We start from the raw sequence: 16,838 nt of genomic DNA, 5'->3' as shown, positions 1-16,838 counted from the left end.
AGAAATATTTTTATACTACTTTTTGCTTTTTATTACTTTCTTGAGACCTTTGCACATTCGTGCAAAGGTCTCCTCCTGATAACTTTTCTCACATTATACAGGAAAAGAGTTCATCCTGTATCCTCATTTCTTGAATTTTTTTAGTTGCTCCTTCTCTCTACTCTTGCTTGTCCTATAGCTTTCTCTCAAGATACTCTTCGATCTTGTCAAAGTAGCAGTAGTCCAATCCCGCCTGCTCACATTTCACCTTCTGATCTCGAATGGTCTGTGATACCCAGTGATATTCCTTCCCCTCTAAAAAAGAAAGCATCGGACCCACAATCACCGACTTCCCATAGGGACCGGATTTCTGATAGGCGCCATGCTCCTTACCTCGAGCCGTATCCGTCTCAAACTCCCCTGATTTCATCTCCACGAGAAGAAGTGTCCCATAGCTGGTAACAATCACAAGGTCATATTCAGCATCATGCTTATCAGAAACCGTACACCCCTTCTTGCGTGTTTTCACACTATAGAAAAGCCCGCATACCCTCTCCCTCAGATCACTTTTCTCCTGCAGGATACGAACCACCTCAGAGACCACCATTTTTTCAAAGGCTATTCCTATCCTGTCAAAATATATCACATTACTCGAACGTATCAAATATCGCCCGTCCTTTTTTTCCACGTTTTTAAAGTGCCCCCCACAGGAGGTGAGCCAGGATTCAAGAACGCGATATTTCTCTTCTTCAATGCCCCTTTTATCAATGATAGGTCCATTGTACTCCCCATTCTCCTGAATATGCCGGGATTCTGCCTCCACATATTCGGCCATCTTTTTCTTGAGGACATTCCAGTACTCCTTATACATCCTGGGAATATCATAATAAAGTTCAGCAAGCCTCTGAAATTCTCTCCAGTCATTTTTTCTCTTTGCTGTGTCTATGTACTTTTTCATCTCTCTCATTTTGGTATCATACCGACCAAAACCTGTATCGCCTGCTATCCCAAGTTGATCCAGTTCCGGTTTGAGTTTATCAATGGCTTTCTGGATTCTGTCAGTGGTCACTCTTTCTACCACCATAGAGGGACGAAACATCGACTCCAGAAAAAGTCTTTGAAAAAGTTCTTTCGTTTTATAGTATTCTGCCATCTTCAGAGCCATATCCAGGTGTTTTATCTTTTGTTCACAGACACTCGCTCCAATCTTGAGTTCCTGGGGAGACTCTTTGAGTTCGTACCCATACAAGGACAAGATCTCCTCAAGCTCAAGATGAGTCTTGATAGGCATTTCCTCTTTCTCACCATTTTTGCGATAGATTTCTATCTTTTTTTGATTTCCCTCCATGTAAACAAGAGCTTCTGCCTTTTCACTCTGCTTGAAATACTCATACAACGCAAGAGCCATGGGCTTCTGACCACCACTGATATTGACAAAAAAGGAAGTATCTGATACCATCCTTTCCTGAATAAACCTCACAATCGCAAAAATATCCGTTTCCGGCACATTCCCAAGCTCAAAAATCGTGGTGTGTATGTTTCTTTTTTCTGATACTGCTTTGAGATTTTCTGTCCATCCCTCCCTTGTGGCCCTCTCCGTCGAGAGAACCAAGAGATTATTCACTCCCAAAAGCAAAGCCGGGACAAGATTGACCACCTGATTCTGGGTAGAAAAACAGAGCATGGCTTTCTTGTCCATACTATTCCCCTCTCTCCAAAAAGGATGAATCCGGCTCATACCTTCTGAATTGCACATGACGAAACACCATCCGTTTCACCACACTGTTATCTGGCTGTTTCTCTTCAATCACATCCCGCTTGGTCGTGGCATAGATAGGCACAAGCCCTCGTTGAAGAGCAAAACGTACCATCTGATAGGTGGCCCCATACTCTCCCTGCACCCAGACAAGACTGCCAGGTGGAGCCTCCTCAAGCCACACCAAAAAAGGCCCAAGGAGAAAAGACGTGAGTTCTCCCTCTGGAGAGATCGATGCCCACGCCTGTTTCACCTCTTCGGGGGGCAGGACTATCTCAGCCTCCCAGTGGCTCCTGAGATCCTCTCTCTGCTCAGGCGTGGGTTCGTGGTTGAGAAGGGTGTAGCAAGGGGGCATGGATTAGACCTTCTTGATATCTACAACCCGTAGTTTTGCCCAGCCAAATGGGAAACAAGAACTCAACGAGAGCATTCGTGATGTTCCATCTCTCGCTGCTTTGGGATGAGGTTTCCCAACCAAAGATAACCTTAAATCCAATGTCATACTTTCAACGTGAGAATACCGACCAAGGCGAATCAAAAATTCATTTTGCTCTGGTTTAATTTGGGATAAATAATTTAGAAAGTCGTTTCTCATTTTCTTAATATCAGAATTTAAAGAATCTTTGTAAAATTTTTTACTTTCATTACTAAAACGTCTTTTGTAAAAGTAATCTATGTCTTTCAACATTTCACTCAATGAAAAAGAAGTAGCAAAAACATCTTTGTCAAACAAATCATTATTTTCTTCGATGATAAACTTATAACTATGAGTATATCCCAGTAAATAGCCACAAATATATTCCCCTATAAGCTGAATAGATGCAAAAGAATTTTTTCTTGACGGTTTATAATTTACAATTTCCCCAATTTCCACACTTTCTCGTTTTTCAATTCGACAATCAGATACTCTGATACAACGAAAAGGATCATTTCTAATGTCATCTTGGTACCCCAAAATCTCTTTCTCCAAACTCTTATAAAAATCTCTTCCCCTCCTTAGATACTCTTCAAACCGCGAACGTTGCCTTTCAGCAAATGTATTCACAATCGCTGTCCTCAGAGCTCCCTTGATAGATGATCCGGGAATAACAGGCTCAAAGGTCAAGGGGTCCTTGTACATTTCATAGACCAATAACTGATTCACCGGATCGGCAATTTTACTCTGAAACTTTTGAACAAAATCCTTATCCGCCCGATACTGGTAGAGAATACAGTCATCCATTATATTCTCTTGAATGAAGAGAATAATCTCCGTAAGATCATTTTTATCTATCTTCTGCAATAATATCTTTCTTTTTTGTTCAGAAAGTGAAGAAACTAATTTCTCAAGGGAAAACCGAATAAACTGACCCTCTTTCACCGTATATTCGAGAGGGGAGAGAACATTTCCTGTCCCTATATGCAAAGCCCCCAAAGGGGTGAATTCCATCGTATAACGAATCATTCATGATCCTCCTGATAAGGAATCACTGGAGCGCAGGCATAGTGACGAATCTTCTCCTCTCGGTGTATATTCTTCAACAGGGTACCTACCCATTCCGTAGGCTGAGAAAGTTTCATCGTCGCCCCGGAGGTGTACATCACGATAGGCTTTTTGAAGGGATTGCCATACTGACCAAAAACACCGCCTACTTTCCCATGACGTACAAAGATATCCGCGCGTAAACCCTCTATTCCCTCATTATAGGAAGGAACAAAATGAGCCAGGGCCATATAACGATTGCCCTCCACCGGCCAATCCGCGACTTCTTCTATCTTCTCAACCACCACCCGTCCCTTTCCTGTCGAGGCATCGGCTCCAAAACCATTCTCAAGCCCCCAACCAAAAAGCGTCTCAATCCTTTCTTTCGGTTCCTCTGTCAGCACATAGACATCAAGAGAGACATCCGGCTTATACCATCTCTCCTCTACGCTATAGAGACTATTGTCAGCCGTGGTTCCCGTCATCCGGTTCACGACGTTATGAGTATAGGTTTCCTCTTGAGAAAAATCCAGCATCACATACGAACCACTGGAAGAATTTGTCTCCAATTTATTGATGATCATACTAAGAGAAAGTCTCTCTTGAAACCACTCAAGAGGAATATACTGCATTTTTTTGATCTTTTTTCGTGTTTCCACCTGCTTTTTCAAAACATCACTATTTTCGGTTTTCATCTCTTTTTTGAGGACTGGCATAGGCAAATACCCATGAGGAAACGCATCAGACAGAAGAAGAGCGGGTCTGCCCTGATCATAAGACTCAAAAAACTTCCTGAGCCCCTCTTCTCCTTCATGCCAGACAATACCCCAGCAGATATGCCCCCAGAGCGTATCTGCATAGAGGGGGGTCCGCAGAGCTGACAGAGGCCGGAGAATAACACGATACCGCTTCATACTTATACCTTAGGCAGTGTTACGTCTTGACCATTTTCATCCTTCAAATCCACAAACATGATGCGTCCATTCCCCCGGCTCCCTCCTCCGCCAAGATAGTTGTATTGCTGCAGGATAGCTAAAGCCTTCAAAACCACCTCATTCCAATACCTTGTATCTGTTTCACCACCATCCCCTGTATCAATAATACGATAACTCAGAGAAAAATCAAACTCCACTCCCGGTACTACTCTTTCAATAGGTCGGGGATTTGCTTCTGCTGTAATTCGATTGATAGAGTTTTCACTCTTTTCTTCTACAAGAGTGTCTCCTTGCTGGAATTTCTTTCGCCATTCTTCTGTCAAACGAGCATCATGAACAAAAAGGCGAGTCGGACCTCTTTGAAGTGCATTGTCTGCATTATTTGCATTTCCTGCTCCAAACACCCGACACGCTTGACACGTTGGGCTTCCACATTTACAGTGACTACCTGACCTATCCAGTCGTTTATAGTACCATTCTACAATGGCTCTCATTGCCCCTTTGAGAGAAGAACCGGGAATATATGGCTCCTCTGTATAGGGATCTCTGATGATAGGGTTGTCCATCCCTCCAATCTCAATGTTATCTCTACTCGTTCCGATATGAAGACCGCTAACAATACGAATCTTTCCCTGGAGTTTCTTGTAATCTACAAGATTCATGTTATCCTCCCCTTTTACTTTTTATCAGAAATACTATAGTAATAAGCATATACGGCTTCAAAATAGAGACAGAACGCCTCGAAATCCCTTTTTTCTTTCACTTCATCAATACTCTCTGCAATAAAAGTCTCAAATTTTTTATAATATTGAGTCAGGTACTTTTCCTTTTCTATGGCTCTTTTCACCTGATAAGCCACCTTTGGCTTGAGCATTTTGATAAGGGGCAAAATATCCGTCCACTCTTTTACAGAAAGCATCCGTTCAAGTCGTTTCACCTCATCAAAAATTTTCCTTATCTGAGTTTTACTTACACCTTCAAACTTATTGTTTTCGTTATTTCTTCTTCCAAACTCGTTAGCTTTTTTCCATGCTTCGTCTGACAACAATTCCGGCCGAATATGTCCATTCGAATAAAAATTTACAGGCATACACACCCTCCTTACTCTTCTCGTCTTTTATAACTCACATAACTCACGGGAATGGTGAGCTTCTTTTCCTCTATCAACTTCACCAACTCCTCAAGCCTTCTCTCTTTTTGTTGCCTATCAGTTTGTTTGAAATTTCGTGAAAAAGCATAGTAAAAATGAGAACGCCAGAGAAGGTTTCTTGAGAGCTTTTTCCCCTCATCGATTTCCCTTCGCATTTTTTGATAACGAAGAAGCCTATAGACAAAGACTGAAGAAAGGATATTCTGTTCTATCTCTTTCTCAAGTCGATCGGCTTCTTCCATAAGCCCTGGTAAATCGTCCCACTTCACAGAAGTAGAAAATAACGTCACACCATTTTTATCCTTCAAACCCTTGGCTTTTTCAAGTGCTTCTTCCGCCTGAGAAGCCATAAAACGCACAGGAAGAGAAGATGGTGCCAGCACTATACCACCTGAAAGCGTCACCCTGTTATTCGAGACAAACCTGCCAAACTCCTGTCGAATAAATCGGGCATAGTTTATCACTTTATCCCATGGTCCAAGGACACAGAGATCATCTCCCCCTGAAAAAACAGTATAAATGAGGGAGTAGTCTCCCTTCTGCACAAGAGAATAATGCACATACAAAGAAAAAAAGGCATGAAGCATACGACTCATCGTAGCATAACGTGAAAGAGAAAGTCTTCTCCCAAGACCAAAGGCAAAAAGACTCCCCAGATTGTCCACATCGGCTTTGAACATGGCAAGCTTCTTTGTCCCGGTAGACTTTTCCGCCAAATCAGCAAACTCAAGAATACGCTCTCCCTCTTGAGGAAGATAGTATGGCATTTTCATCATGGGATACCCATCTTTATAAGCATTCACAGAAAACACCATAGGGCCATAGGTTCCCCTCTGTCCTGTTTCTATCTCTACATCCCACCCAAAAGGCAAGAAAGCCTCTTTTTGTTCCTTTTTCAAGATCACCGCTGTAGCCTTTGGCAAACGTCCACCTATGTTTATGAGTTTCCTGCAAACCTCACATGTATCTCCCTCACGTCTCGGACGAATCTCACACACACCACATATATCCTGAGCAGAGGAAATACTTTCATAGTATCTTCCTAAAACATGATCCTCTGAACAAGAGAAAACTGCCTGATATTTTGTCTCTTTGGACTTCTGGGCATCCTGCACCCGTTTTTGCATTGTCCTTTGAATAGGTGTGAGACCATCTTGTTCAGGGCTCATCATTAAATCCAAAGCCGATACCTCAACACCCTCGGAAACATTCAGGGATAGCCCTCCAAAATAACGGACCAGACAATGTCTTTGAAGTTCTGTTCTCACTTCACTCAAACATTCTCGGGTTTGCCTGGTATTTGGCAAGAGCAATATAAATTGTCCACCTCCATTCATAATTCGACAGAAAATGGGTAATCCAAGCCTTCGTAAAATCTCATACACCACCACCTCCGAAAGTATCTGTATCTCAAAGGAACGAGCTCGCAATATCTTTGCGTTATAAGAGGTGGTCTTCAAATCAAAAATATACCTCTGAATACCTGAGACGTCCCCTGTCACAAGAAGAAACTTTTTTTCTTCTCTATTCTTGATTCTTTCGATATCCTCCAAGTCCCCCTTTTGTCGATGGTATTCATACATCACTGGGGCAAGGGCCGCTGTTGTAACGCTATGGTCATAGAGACTCACGTCAGTATTACCCTGCTGAGTCGATGCCGGAATACACCACCACCATCGTTCAAGCAAGGTATCAAGAGCAAGATAAAGAGTTTCACTCTCAGATATCTTTTGTTTTCCAAGTTCCCCAAGAAAATTATTCCAATGATCTTTATAATTCAATCCAGGGCTTACCTGCTGGGGAAAAAGATTCTCCGCTGTCAATGGTCCTAATTTATAGACATGTGAGTTGCCACTTTCTTCATACAGATTCTCAAAAACACTTTGCAAGGGAGTATTTGCCACTCCTTGCTCTGAATATCCCCCACTCCCCTCTCTATCAATACCCGACGAAATTCTATCAGCCTCGGCAATCAACCATTCCAGATTCATTGATGGATTATGATGCCTTGCAGAAAGAGAAACAAGATTGTCATCTTTTATTCCCACTTTTTCCAAAACGCCATTTAACACTAATCTGGTATAATAAGCATGCTCATACTTCAAATCCTCTTTGGACGTATCAATCTCATTGTGAGTCAGAAACCCTGTGCGCTGAGCAAACTTTCCTATATCGTGAAAGAGACTTGCCAATACAATACGCTGAAGATCTGTCATCTCCCCTCCTCTTCTGCCAAAGTCTTTTCTCTCATCTCCACCCTTCCCAGGCCAAAGGCTACATTCTTCCCGGCATGAAAAAGCGTAGCCGCCTCCAAGAGTCCCTCTTCATAGGGAGAAAACTCCCCTTCAAGCACAAAATCCCCCACAAGCCCACCCAATTTGATGAGGCGCTTCTGTCTTGCCGAATAGTGGGAAAGATCCTGCCAGCGCACATTGATATCCCTTATTTGCCACGAAGGATGGCTCTCCACTCGAGGAAGTGTCTTTGCCTCCCCATAAAGAGCTGACAATTGCCAGAGTCTTCGTTGAATAGAAGCAAGAAAAGCACCCGGATCAAGGCGATTCATATACCGACCCTCATGCTTGAGACGTAAGGGTGTAGACAAAACAATTCGATATTGCCTATAACGACGAACATCCTGCTGAAGCGACAGAGTAAAACACTTCGCCCCAGAGAGAGTTTTCATATCCAGAGTATCCATCTTTGTCCCTATAACTACTCCATCCGACTCAACACCCACAATCTCATAGGGAATCCGTTCTCTCAGTATCCCTCCCCGCGATCCCCTCAAGAGAGCCCCATAAATGAAAGGAAAAGCCTCATCCAAACAACCAATAATTGTCAAAAAAAGCGGAAAAGATCGAACCTTTTGACCAAGACCCACCTCCGTCCAGAAAACAAAAGGATGGGCTCCACGATTGAGTCCCCGCATAAAGGCTTCGTCCTTGGAAAGTGGCGTCTCAAAGAGAATAGAGACAGGACAATGCTTGACAAGCCCGCACTCATCACACTGTCTCCCCTTGAAAATACAGGCAAGCGAACGAAGCTCCTTGCCAAGAATTGAACGTATCACAAAGGTGGGAAAAACATCAAAAACCGTCTCTCTCGCCAGCTCAAAATGCAGAGTAAACTGTCGGTAAACAAAACCTACTGACTCCATATACTCCTACTACCCCCAGCCATTTTCCCACCAGACAAATTGTAAGGCAAAAGAAAACCCCTGTCAAGGGGCATCAAAAATATTTTTTATTGCCTCCTTCAAAGATACTGAAAGATCTTTCCTGTAAAACTCATACCCTTTTCCTGACACAATTCCGGATTCTTTCTTTCGCCTCCTCTGCATATTTCAGCCAGACATTGTCGCCCTCTTTTCTCACAAGAACACTATTTCTCTCAAAACCTGCGTGAGCAAAGAAATGTCTATCTTCAAATTCACCAATATCATACCTTAGAAAATTCCGAAGAGGAACCCACTCTTTGTTTTCTGATACTGAACGAAAATTAGACGATGCCTCAGTCTTCACAAGAAACAGCTGAGAAAAGAGGCGAAATTTTTCATACACGGCTTCAGTGGTGGCTAGCAATTCTTTAAGACTTACTTCTTTCTGAGTTATGTTTTTCTCTTCGAGAAGTTTCAATAACCCCCTATACATTCCCAGTGCCAGCAAAGTAGCTTTTATCTCATGATAATCAAAGTGAAAAGGTTTTACCAAATCCTTAGAGATTTTCTGGATAATTTTTTCCACAAACTTTTGGGAAAATTTTTCTACCTCTTTCCTCTCATCAAACGAAAACGAATACATCACAAGGGGAGTCCCATATAAAAACGAACCAAAAAGCAGGCAAAAGTTTTCAAGATACCCTTTTAATAGTTTTTTTTGTTCTCTTTCATAGCCAAGCTGTTCTATGATCCTTTTGGGCAAACCATGTTCCACATCTCCATACGAGAGAGGAGAAGAGAAAAAGGCCTTGCTCTCCAGGGTATATAAAAAGAGATGATACGTTTTCTTCCCAGATCCAAGAATGGGATCTGTATAGACAAGAAAGATGTGTTTGTCCTCTTCCTCAAAAAACTGAAGCCAGACATGAAAATATTTTACTGCTTCGAGCAACGCAGAAACATAAATATTAAGCCCCGAAGACACATCAACATAGAGACTATCAAATGACTCCCGAAGGTATTCCCGAACAAAAAACACAAAAAAATACAGTATCACATCCTCAAGAGAGGCCTCAAAAGACACCCCCTCATATTCACCCAAAGCAGGGAAACACACCACTCCCTCACACAAGACTCGATGAGGATGTCTATCAAACAGGGTTTCAGGAGAAGAAAAGTAATCCTGCCTTCCTTGATCACTCGTTAAAATGTTTCTCACCATCACCCAGAAAGGATCTTTTGACTTTTCTTCATCAAGAGAGAGGAAGCTATGATTAAAAGGGAGACTCACAGGATACAACAAAATGACTTCTGCCTCAGGCACAAACTCCTTCAAAGCCAACGAAGAAAGCGATTTCTCGATAGTTTGACCTTGATAGGCAAAAGAATAAGATACCTCCTGATTTTTGTCCATCCTTCCAATCTGTACAATAAGCGATTTTTTATTTCCCACCTTCACCCCTCCTCATTACCTTCAATCCCTTAAACAGGTCACGGTTTTTCTACCAATCCTGCTCAAAAAACACAAACTGGAATGGACAAACGAATGTCGTAATCCCTTAAACAGGTCACGGTTTTTCTACTGGTTAAGATAGCGGAAAAACTCTGGTGTGGAGGCAAGGCGTCGTAATCCCTTAAACAGGTCACGGTTTTTCTACGGGACGTTTCGATGATGTTATCGAAATGCTGGCAGGCGCAGGTCGTAATCCCTTAAACAGGTCACGGTTTTTCTACAAAACGAAGAAATAAGCGAATATGATTATGACATAGAAGAGGTCGTAATCCCTTAAACAGGTCACGGTTTTTCTACAAAGGAGGTATATATGTATGATGTGGGCGATGTAATTATTTGTCGTAATCCCTTAAACAGGTCACGGTTTTTCTACTTGTTGTAAGAGAGCAAGGCTCTCTTGAGGTGAAGCCTCTTGTCGTAATCCCTTAAACAGGTCACGGTTTTTCTACCAGAGTTTGCTGGAATGTATGTGGAAGAGGAACTCAGGGTCGTAATCCCTTAAACAGGTCACGGTTTTTCTACACATCGACAGCGTGAGATATGTTGTAGAACTAAAGTCTACTGTCGTAATCCCTTAAACAGGTCACGGTTTTTCTACATGCAGGATATCGATGTCATTGAGTTAACCCAGAAGGTCAGGTCGTAATCCCTTAAACAGGTCACGGTTTTTCTACGTGAAGATAAAAGGAGGACATATGAAGTACTATTGCGTGGGTCGTAATCCCTTAAACAGGTCACGGTTTTTCTACCCAAAAACGCCGGTTTATTGCGTGGTGCAATACGGCACGTCGTAATCCCTTAAACAGGTCAATCTTTTTCTACTCTCATCGCTGAGCATGTAATAACAATGAGTGCCGATGAAGTCGTAATCCCTTAAACAGGTCAATCTTTTTCTACTTGCACCGCAGGAGAAAAACATCGAGGCTCTGCGTCGGCTTGTCGTAATCCCTTAAACAGGTCAATCTTTTTCTACAGAAGAAAAAGGAGGAAAAGATGAAGAGATGGCCAAATGTCGTAATCCCTTAAACAGGTCAATCTTTTTCTACTAGAGAGAATGAAGGTATGCTTATTCCATTACCAGTTGGTTTTGTCGTAATCCCTTAAACAGGTCAATCTTTTTCTACTTTAATTGTAAAGTTGTATAATTATGATATTGCATTTTCTGTCGTAATCCCTTAAACAGGTCAATCTTTTTCTACAATTGAAACAATATGCAGATGAAGAAACAAAAAATGTTGTCGTAATCCCTTAAACAGGTCAATCTTTTTCTACTCAACATCAAGAATAAACAAATTTCTAATCTTTTCTGGTAGTCGTAATCCCTTAAACAGGTCAATCTTTTTCTACTTGATATAAAAACTTGGATAAATACTAAATATTATATTGGTCGTAATCCCTTAAACAGGTCAATCTTTTTCTACATGGTTGTAAGCGCGCAAGCGTTGAAAAATCTTGTTGAGTCGTAATCCCTTAAACAGGTCAATCTTTTTCTACTGTATTGTTGAGGTAGCAATCTCCAATGTGTTCCCGTTGGTCGTAATCCCTTAAACAGGTCAATCTTTTTCTACCGTAGGGAAGGATGTCCGCATTTCCATGACTGGAGACATTTGGTCGTAATCCCTTAAACAGGTCAATCTTTTTCTACTATTTCTATGACTGGAGACATTTATCCTCTCGGGGGGCATATTGTCGTAATCCCTTAAACAGGTCAATCTTTTTCTACGCGATTGGGCATATACAGATAATATCACCCTTCAAGCGTCGTAATCCCTTAAACAGGTCAATCTTTTTCTACGAGTTTTGGTTGGGGTAGCACATCGCCGGACGCCGTCGTAGGAGTCGTAATCCCTTAAACAGGTCAATCTTTTTCTACATTACTGCAGACGAGTTTGAACTCGAGGACGTTGTTGGAAGTCGTAATCCCTTAAACAGGTCAATCTTTTTCTACAAGAAAAGAAGGAGGAAAATATGACATTTCTTTTAAAAGGGGTCGTAATCCCTTAAACAGGTCAATCTTTTTCTACTAAAGTTTGGTTTGCAAAAAGAGGTTGGTTTGGTAAGTCGTAATCCCTTAAACAGGTCAATCTTTTTCTACAAGAAAACAAAAAGGAGGAATATATGATTATAGACGGGAAAGTCGTAATCCCTTAAACAGGTCAATCTTTTTCTACCCAAAAACGACGTGTTATAATATAAGCGAAGAAAGAAAGTCGTAATCCCTTAAACAGGTCAATCTTTTTCTACCCTACTCGTATAGGAGGAAGATTAGTGTCAACCTGGACAAGTCGTAATCCCTTAAACAGGTCAATCTTTTTCTACTAAGCGAAGATAAAAGAGAAAGGAGGAAATATATGGCGAGTCGTAATCCCTTAAACAGGTCAATCTTTTTCTACAGCACCCCCTTTTTGGGCCTTGAAAGACAAGCACTTAGCCCCCTCTTTTTTGCAGATCCCCACCAAAAAGAGCCCTTTCCATTCAAAAAAGTATCACCTCAGTTCTATATCCTCTTGTCCTGCAAAGACTTCAGACCTCTACGGAAAAATAAGCACTTACACACCTGAGGGAGGTCTGCGTCATAGGTTTTTGACAGATATTACAGGCATAGTATAGCACAATTTGAGCCTGCTGTCAAGGGGAGAGAACATTTTTAATTTCGCTCCACATCGAAAACTGAATACCCCTATCAGATTCGTAGACCTTACGCTAGCCTTGAGGTCTACGTGGTATTAAGTGAGAGAGAGGCTATAACCACATTTCAGCTAAACAAAAGGTCTTTGCTGAAACATGATTATAGCCATTGCCCATGCTACGGTTCTCAATAAGAAAGCCAAAAACCATAAACCCACCAAAACACCCAAAAACTTGTATTTTAAGAGAACTCACCATATAATTACTTATAGTTTCAAGAAGGAGTCGCATCGTGACCACACAAGAAAAAGCTACCCGCTATCTCATCCCCTTCTACAAGCGTACCCCTATCACTATTACCAGAGGCAAAGGATGCTATGTCTGGGATGAGAATGGCAAACGTTATCTTGATATGACCTCAGGCATAGCCGTGGTCAATCTTGGTCATCGTCATCCTGCTGTTGTACGAGTCCTCAAAAAACAAGCCAGCAAAATCTGGCATATCTCCAACCTCTTCTATCAACAACCCCAGGCGGACTTAGCCGAGACTCTGATACAAAAAACCTTTGACGGCATGGTCTTTTTTGCCAATAGTGGAGCAGAGGCCAACGATGGAGCCCTCAAAATAGCCCGCCTCTGGGGAAACAAACAGGGCAAAAGCAAAGTCATAGCCCTTCAGCAGTCGTTTCATGGGAGAACCATTGCCACCATCAGTCTCACCGGACAAGAAAAATACAAACAGGGCTTTGATCCACTGCTTGGAGAGATTGCCTTTGTTCAGCCAGGGAACATCCAAGAACTCCAAAAAACCTGGGATGACAAGGTATGTGCTATCTTTCTTGAGGTTATCCAGTGCGAAGGAGGAGTGAGAGCTCTCCCTCAGGAGTTCATACAGGAAATTTCCCGCCTCGCCCGTGAAAAAAATTCTCTCATCATCATCGATGAAGTCCAGACCGGCATGGGAAGAACAGGAACCCTCTTTGGATATCAACAGTTTGGCATAGAACCAGACATTATCACCCTTGCCAAAGGTCTTGGCAATGGATTTCCTATAGGGGCTATCATCGTGAAACGCGCCATCGCCCAGAGCATGCCTGTCGGCATGCACGCTTCCACTTTTGGAGGAAACTTTCTCGCCTGCGCTGTGGCGTCATCCGTTCTCAACACCCTGAATGAAACGTTTCTTGAAAAGGTAAAAAAAACATCCAGTTTCTTTCACTCTCAATTGACAGCTCTTCGCCAGCAGTTTCCGGATCTTCTTGTCGATATCCGGGTATATGGGCTGATGATAGGTATCGATCTTGCCCCCTCGTTAGCGGTGAGTGAGGTGATAGAGGCCTTTCTCCAGAGGGGAATTCTCACTCTTCGTGCAGGCGAAAACACCCTCAGGCTTGCGCCACCCCTTACCATCACAAAAAAAGAAATTCAGATCTTTTTGCAAACCTTTCAGGCCATTTTAAAAGAAAAGAGAGGAGAAAAACAATGACCCTCGGCGTTATCGGATATGGAAATATGGGACAGGCCATTGTGCGTGGCGTTGTCAAAAAAAACCTCTTTGACAAAATTGTCGTTTCCGACATAGCTCAGGCCAAACTCTCTCGACTGCCACGCTCTACCTTTCAGGCCCAAAAGCTGGAAGAGGTCTTTCAATGTGATATTGTGCTTCTCGCCATCAAGCCACAGGATGTTTCCTCCTTCTGTGAAGCCAATCACCATCTTCTCAAAAACCACAAAAATCCCCTTGTCACTATTGTGGCAGGCCTGCCGGTCTCTTTCTACCGCCAATGGACAACCTGTCCTATTGCCAGAGTGATGCCCAATACTCCAGCCCAGGTAGGAGAAGGAGCTTCAGCCATTTACTTCGACGGAGAATTCTCCAATACCATGCGTCAGATGATTCTCAATATCTTTGGTACCTTGGGCATAGCTGAGGTAGTAAGTAAAGAAGAGCTCCTCCATGCAGTCACAGGTCTCTCTGGTTCTGGCCCTGCTTATGTCTTCCTCTTCCTTTCGGCGTTAGCTGATGCTGGTGTGATGGAAGGTCTCCCACGAGACATTGCCAAGAAACTCGCCATACAAACTGTTCTCGGTTCAGCGGCGCTCGCTCTTCAGGCCCTCAAGGACGAAAAAAGTTTCGAAGACCTCAAGGACATGGTCATGTCCCCCGGGGGTACCACTGCAAGAGGGGTGTACGCCCTCGAAAAAGGTGGTCTTCGTTCTACTGTTATGGAAGCCGTTTCTGAAGCCACAAAACGTTCCCGCGAATTAGGAGGAAAATAATGCTTGGTTACGTTTTTCTGTATCTTATGGTGGCTTTGGAGGTCTATAGCTGGATATTTTTTGCCTATATTATCATTTCATGGCTTCCCATCAATGACAGTGATCCGATATTAGGCAGAATTTCCCGGTTTCTTTCAGCTCTCTGTGAACCCGTTTACAACGCTGTCATGCGTATCCTGCCCCCTCTTCGGTTCGGGATGTTGGATTTTTCTCCCATGTATGTTTTTCTTCTCATTTATCTTCTGCGTCTTGTTCTCAGCCGGGCTATGATGTGGCTTGCCACCCTTTAGGGTATTTCCATGTCCAAAAAGGGTATTTCCATCACTGTGGTACCCCGAAGTAGCCGACAGGGTATCTTCCTTGAAGGAGACATCATCAAGGTATGTGTCCATGCCGCTCCCGTTGATGGAGAAGCCAATAGTGCCGTGAGAGATACCCTCTCCCGCGTCCTTGGTATCCCAAGATCAAAGATCATGATCCTCCATGGGGAAAAAAGTCGCCACAAGGTCGTCAGTATCGAAGACTGGGACGAAGAAAAACTCAAAACCCTTCTTTCTTCCAGAAAGCCATCTGATTGACTTTTCCCCTTCTTTTGTGTATACTTTAGAAGAGAATTTTTCGTGTGGAGTTTTTATGAGTGAGAAGCCCTTTGTCTTTGATTCTGTGGAAACAGCCATTGAGGCTATCAAACGAGGAGAGATGATTGTTGTTGTCGACGATGAGGATAGAGAGAACGAGGGAGACATCATCCTCGCCGCTGAGAAAGCCACCCCGGAAAAAGTGAACTTCATCCTCAAAGAGGCAAGAGGGCTTCTCTGTGCTCCCATGGCTCCAGAAATTGCAGAAAGGCTTCATCTTCCCATTATGGCACAGGATGCCGATGAAAAATGGGGTACAGCCTTTACCGTCTCTGTGGACCACAAGGACACCACCACAGGCATCTCAGCCTATGAACGAGCCCTTACGCTCAACAAGTTAGCCGATCCCTCTTCAAAGGCCGAAGACTTTGAAAGACCGGGGCATATCTTTCCCCTCAAGGCTCGGCCAGGGGGAGTTCTCAAAAGGGCAGGACATACAGAAGCAGCGGTCGATCTCATGAGACTCGCCGGTCTTCAACCCGTAGGGGCTATCTGTGAGATTCTCAAAGACGATGGCACGATGGCCCGTCTCCCCGACCTCGTGGAATTTGCCAAACGCCATCATATGCCCCTCATCAGCGTGGCTCAGATTATCGAGTACCGGCGAAACAAAGAAAAACACGTCTTCCGTGCCGCCCAGGCCCACCTTCCCACACAGTATGGGGATTTTCAGATCATTGTCTATGAAAACGACATCGATTTCAAAGAACACGTAGCCCTCATCAAAGGAGAATGGAAAGAAGATGAACCCGTCCTGGTTCGTGTCCATTCGGAGTGTTTCACCGGGGATATCCTTGGTTCCCTTCGCTGTGATTGCGGGGATCAGCTTCACAATGCCCTCCGCATGATAGAAAAGGAAGGAAAAGGCGTACTCCTGTATATGCGACAGGAGGGAAGAGGGATAGGCCTCGTCAACAAAATCAAGGCTTATGACCTCCAGGAGAGAGAGGGACTCGACACCGTCGAAGCCAATATCCACCTTGGTTTCAAGCCAGATCTCCGGGACTATGGTATTGGAGCCCAGATTCTCAAAGACCTTGGCATCTCAAAAATCCGACTCCTCACCAATAACCCCACCAAAATCATAGGACTCAGTGGCTATGGTCTTGAGATCGTCGAACGGGTTCCCATCATCATCCCGCCTAACGAAGTGAACAAACATTACCTCTACACCAAAGAGGTCAAAATGGGTCATCTCTTTCATCACCACGATCACAAAGACAACAAATAAATCTCACGAAACTCACTCCCTGTGGTATTCGGGAGAGTCATAGAAGAGAGTTTCCCCAAAAAGGGAAAAGACGTCTCTCCCCCTGGAAGACAGATATTTCTCCCAC

General features: G+C 43.3%; 15 protein-coding genes and 1 CRISPR repeat array. Of the genes, 5 read left to right on the top strand and 10 right to left on the bottom strand.

The features are described 5' to 3' along the window. Positions 1-172: 172 nt before the first annotated feature. The 10 genes from BREVNS_RS07605 to BREVNS_RS07560 all read right to left on the bottom strand — a co-directional run bounded on the left by BREVNS_RS07605 (position 173) and on the right by BREVNS_RS07560 (position 12,874). Positions 173-1,678 (bottom strand): hypothetical protein, encoded by a 1,506-nt coding sequence (locus BREVNS_RS07605; protein WP_483426417.1) that lies wholly within the window; start codon positions 1,676-1,678, stop codon positions 173-175. Position 1,679: 1 nt separating this feature from the next. Beyond that, positions 1,680-2,090 carry a CRISPR-associated protein Csx20 gene (csx20, locus tag BREVNS_RS07600; RefSeq protein WP_483426416.1) on the bottom strand — a complete coding sequence of 137 codons (411 nt, stop codon included), beginning with the start codon at positions 2,088-2,090 and terminating at the stop codon, positions 1,680-1,682. A gap of 3 nt (positions 2,091-2,093) precedes the next feature. After that, on the bottom strand, positions 2,094-3,179 hold the full coding sequence (gene csm5 / locus BREVNS_RS07595) for a type III-A CRISPR-associated RAMP protein Csm5 (protein ID WP_483426415.1): 1,086 nt from the start codon (positions 3,177-3,179) through the stop codon (positions 2,094-2,096). Then, on the bottom strand, positions 3,176-4,111 hold the full coding sequence (csm4, locus tag BREVNS_RS07590; protein WP_483426414.1) for a type III-A CRISPR-associated RAMP protein Csm4: 936 nt from the start codon (positions 4,109-4,111) through the stop codon (positions 3,176-3,178). Before csm4 ends, csm5 begins: the two co-directional genes overlap by 4 nt. Positions 4,112-4,113: 2 nt before the next feature. Beyond that, entirely contained in the window at positions 4,114-4,794 is a 681-nt protein-coding gene (gene csm3, locus BREVNS_RS07585; protein WP_483426413.1) for a type III-A CRISPR-associated RAMP protein Csm3, read from the bottom strand. A gap of 14 nt (positions 4,795-4,808) precedes the next feature. Further along, entirely contained in the window at positions 4,809-5,222 is a 414-nt protein-coding gene (gene csm2, locus BREVNS_RS07580; RefSeq protein WP_483426412.1) for a type III-A CRISPR-associated protein Csm2, read from the bottom strand. An 11-nt stretch (positions 5,223-5,233) separates the two neighbouring features. Beyond that, positions 5,234-7,498, bottom strand: a complete 2,265-nt coding sequence (cas10, locus tag BREVNS_RS07575) for a type III-A CRISPR-associated protein Cas10/Csm1 (protein ID WP_483426411.1) — start codon at positions 7,496-7,498, stop codon at positions 5,234-5,236. Next, positions 7,495-8,442, bottom strand: a complete 948-nt coding sequence (gene cas6 / locus BREVNS_RS07570; protein ID WP_483426410.1) for a CRISPR system precrRNA processing endoribonuclease RAMP protein Cas6 — start codon at positions 8,440-8,442, stop codon at positions 7,495-7,497. The genes cas10 and cas6 overlap by 4 nt, the downstream gene beginning before the upstream one ends. A 130-nt stretch (positions 8,443-8,572) precedes the next feature. Next, positions 8,573-9,895, bottom strand: a complete 1,323-nt coding sequence (gene csx1 / locus BREVNS_RS07565; protein WP_483426409.1) for a CRISPR-associated CARF protein Csx1 — start codon at positions 9,893-9,895, stop codon at positions 8,573-8,575. Between the two features lie 18 nt (positions 9,896-9,913). Then, a CRISPR array of direct repeats spans positions 9,914-12,348; the repeat unit is 35 nt; unit sequence GTCGTAATCCCTTAAACAGGTCACGGTTTTTCTAC. 349 nt (positions 12,349-12,697) lie between these two features. Then, entirely contained in the window at positions 12,698-12,874 is a 177-nt protein-coding gene (locus BREVNS_RS07560) for a hypothetical protein (protein WP_483426408.1), read from the bottom strand. A 1-nt stretch (position 12,875) separates the two neighbouring features. Here BREVNS_RS07560 and BREVNS_RS07555 point away from each other — a divergent pair, with 1 nt between their 5' ends. From BREVNS_RS07555 to BREVNS_RS07535, 5 genes are read left to right on the top strand one after another with little or no spacing between them, the layout of a single operon-like run. Then, the gene (locus tag BREVNS_RS07555) at positions 12,876-14,069 is read left to right on the top strand and encodes an aspartate aminotransferase family protein (RefSeq protein ID WP_483426407.1); all 1,194 of its coding nucleotides are present in this window, start codon (positions 12,876-12,878) and stop codon (positions 14,067-14,069) included. Further along, complete coding sequence (gene proC, locus BREVNS_RS07550) at positions 14,066-14,863, top strand: pyrroline-5-carboxylate reductase (protein ID WP_483426406.1); 798 nt, start codon at positions 14,066-14,068, stop codon at positions 14,861-14,863. Before BREVNS_RS07555 ends, proC begins: the two co-directional genes overlap by 4 nt. Beyond that, the gene (locus BREVNS_RS07545; RefSeq protein ID WP_483426405.1) at positions 14,863-15,153 is read left to right on the top strand and encodes a YggT family protein; all 291 of its coding nucleotides are present in this window, start codon (positions 14,863-14,865) and stop codon (positions 15,151-15,153) included. Before proC ends, BREVNS_RS07545 begins: the two co-directional genes overlap by 1 nt. 9 nt (positions 15,154-15,162) lie before the next feature. Next, entirely contained in the window at positions 15,163-15,441 is a 279-nt protein-coding gene (locus BREVNS_RS07540; RefSeq protein WP_483426404.1) for a DUF167 domain-containing protein, read from the top strand. Between the two features lie 55 nt (positions 15,442-15,496). After that, positions 15,497-16,732, top strand: a complete 1,236-nt coding sequence (locus BREVNS_RS07535; protein WP_483426403.1) for a bifunctional 3,4-dihydroxy-2-butanone-4-phosphate synthase/GTP cyclohydrolase II — start codon at positions 15,497-15,499, stop codon at positions 16,730-16,732. Positions 16,733-16,838 lie beyond the last annotated feature (106 nt).

Source organism: Longinema margulisiae (assembly GCF_025266855.1).
Classification (GTDB): Bacteria; Spirochaetota; Brevinematia; order Brevinematales; family Thermospiraceae; genus Thermospira.
Note: the sequence above shows the minus strand (reverse complement) of the source record. Positions and strands in the feature narration are given on the sequence as shown.

What these genes read in the sequence shown, in the direction of transcription:
- csm3 (WP_483426413.1), bottom strand. Translation starts at nt 4,794, where the DNA reads ATGAATCTTGTAGATTACAAGAAACTCCAGGGAAAGATTCGTATTGTT.
- proC (WP_483426406.1), top strand. Translation starts at nt 14,066, where the DNA reads ATGACCCTCGGCGTTATCGGATATGGAAATATGGGACAGGCCATTGTG.
- BREVNS_RS07535 (WP_483426403.1), top strand. Translation starts at nt 15,497, where the DNA reads ATGAGTGAGAAGCCCTTTGTCTTTGATTCTGTGGAAACAGCCATTGAG.
- csm5 (WP_483426415.1), bottom strand. Translation starts at nt 3,179, where the DNA reads ATGATTCGTTATACGATGGAATTCACCCCTTTGGGGGCTTTGCATATA.
- BREVNS_RS07545 (WP_483426405.1), top strand. Translation starts at nt 14,863, where the DNA reads ATGCTTGGTTACGTTTTTCTGTATCTTATGGTGGCTTTGGAGGTCTAT.
- BREVNS_RS07540 (WP_483426404.1), top strand. Translation starts at nt 15,163, where the DNA reads ATGTCCAAAAAGGGTATTTCCATCACTGTGGTACCCCGAAGTAGCCGA.
- cas6 (WP_483426410.1), bottom strand. Translation starts at nt 8,442, where the DNA reads ATGGAGTCAGTAGGTTTTGTTTACCGACAGTTTACTCTGCATTTTGAG.
- csm4 (WP_483426414.1), bottom strand. Translation starts at nt 4,111, where the DNA reads ATGAAGCGGTATCGTGTTATTCTCCGGCCTCTGTCAGCTCTGCGGACC.
- cas10 (WP_483426411.1), bottom strand. Translation starts at nt 7,498, where the DNA reads ATGACAGATCTTCAGCGTATTGTATTGGCAAGTCTCTTTCACGATATA.
- BREVNS_RS07605 (WP_483426417.1), bottom strand. Translation starts at nt 1,678, where the DNA reads ATGGACAAGAAAGCCATGCTCTGTTTTTCTACCCAGAATCAGGTGGTC.
- BREVNS_RS07560 (WP_483426408.1), bottom strand. Translation starts at nt 12,874, where the DNA reads ATGCGACTCCTTCTTGAAACTATAAGTAATTATATGGTGAGTTCTCTT.
- csx20 (WP_483426416.1), bottom strand. Translation starts at nt 2,090, where the DNA reads ATGCCCCCTTGCTACACCCTTCTCAACCACGAACCCACGCCTGAGCAG.
- csm2 (WP_483426412.1), bottom strand. Translation starts at nt 5,222, where the DNA reads ATGCCTGTAAATTTTTATTCGAATGGACATATTCGGCCGGAATTGTTG.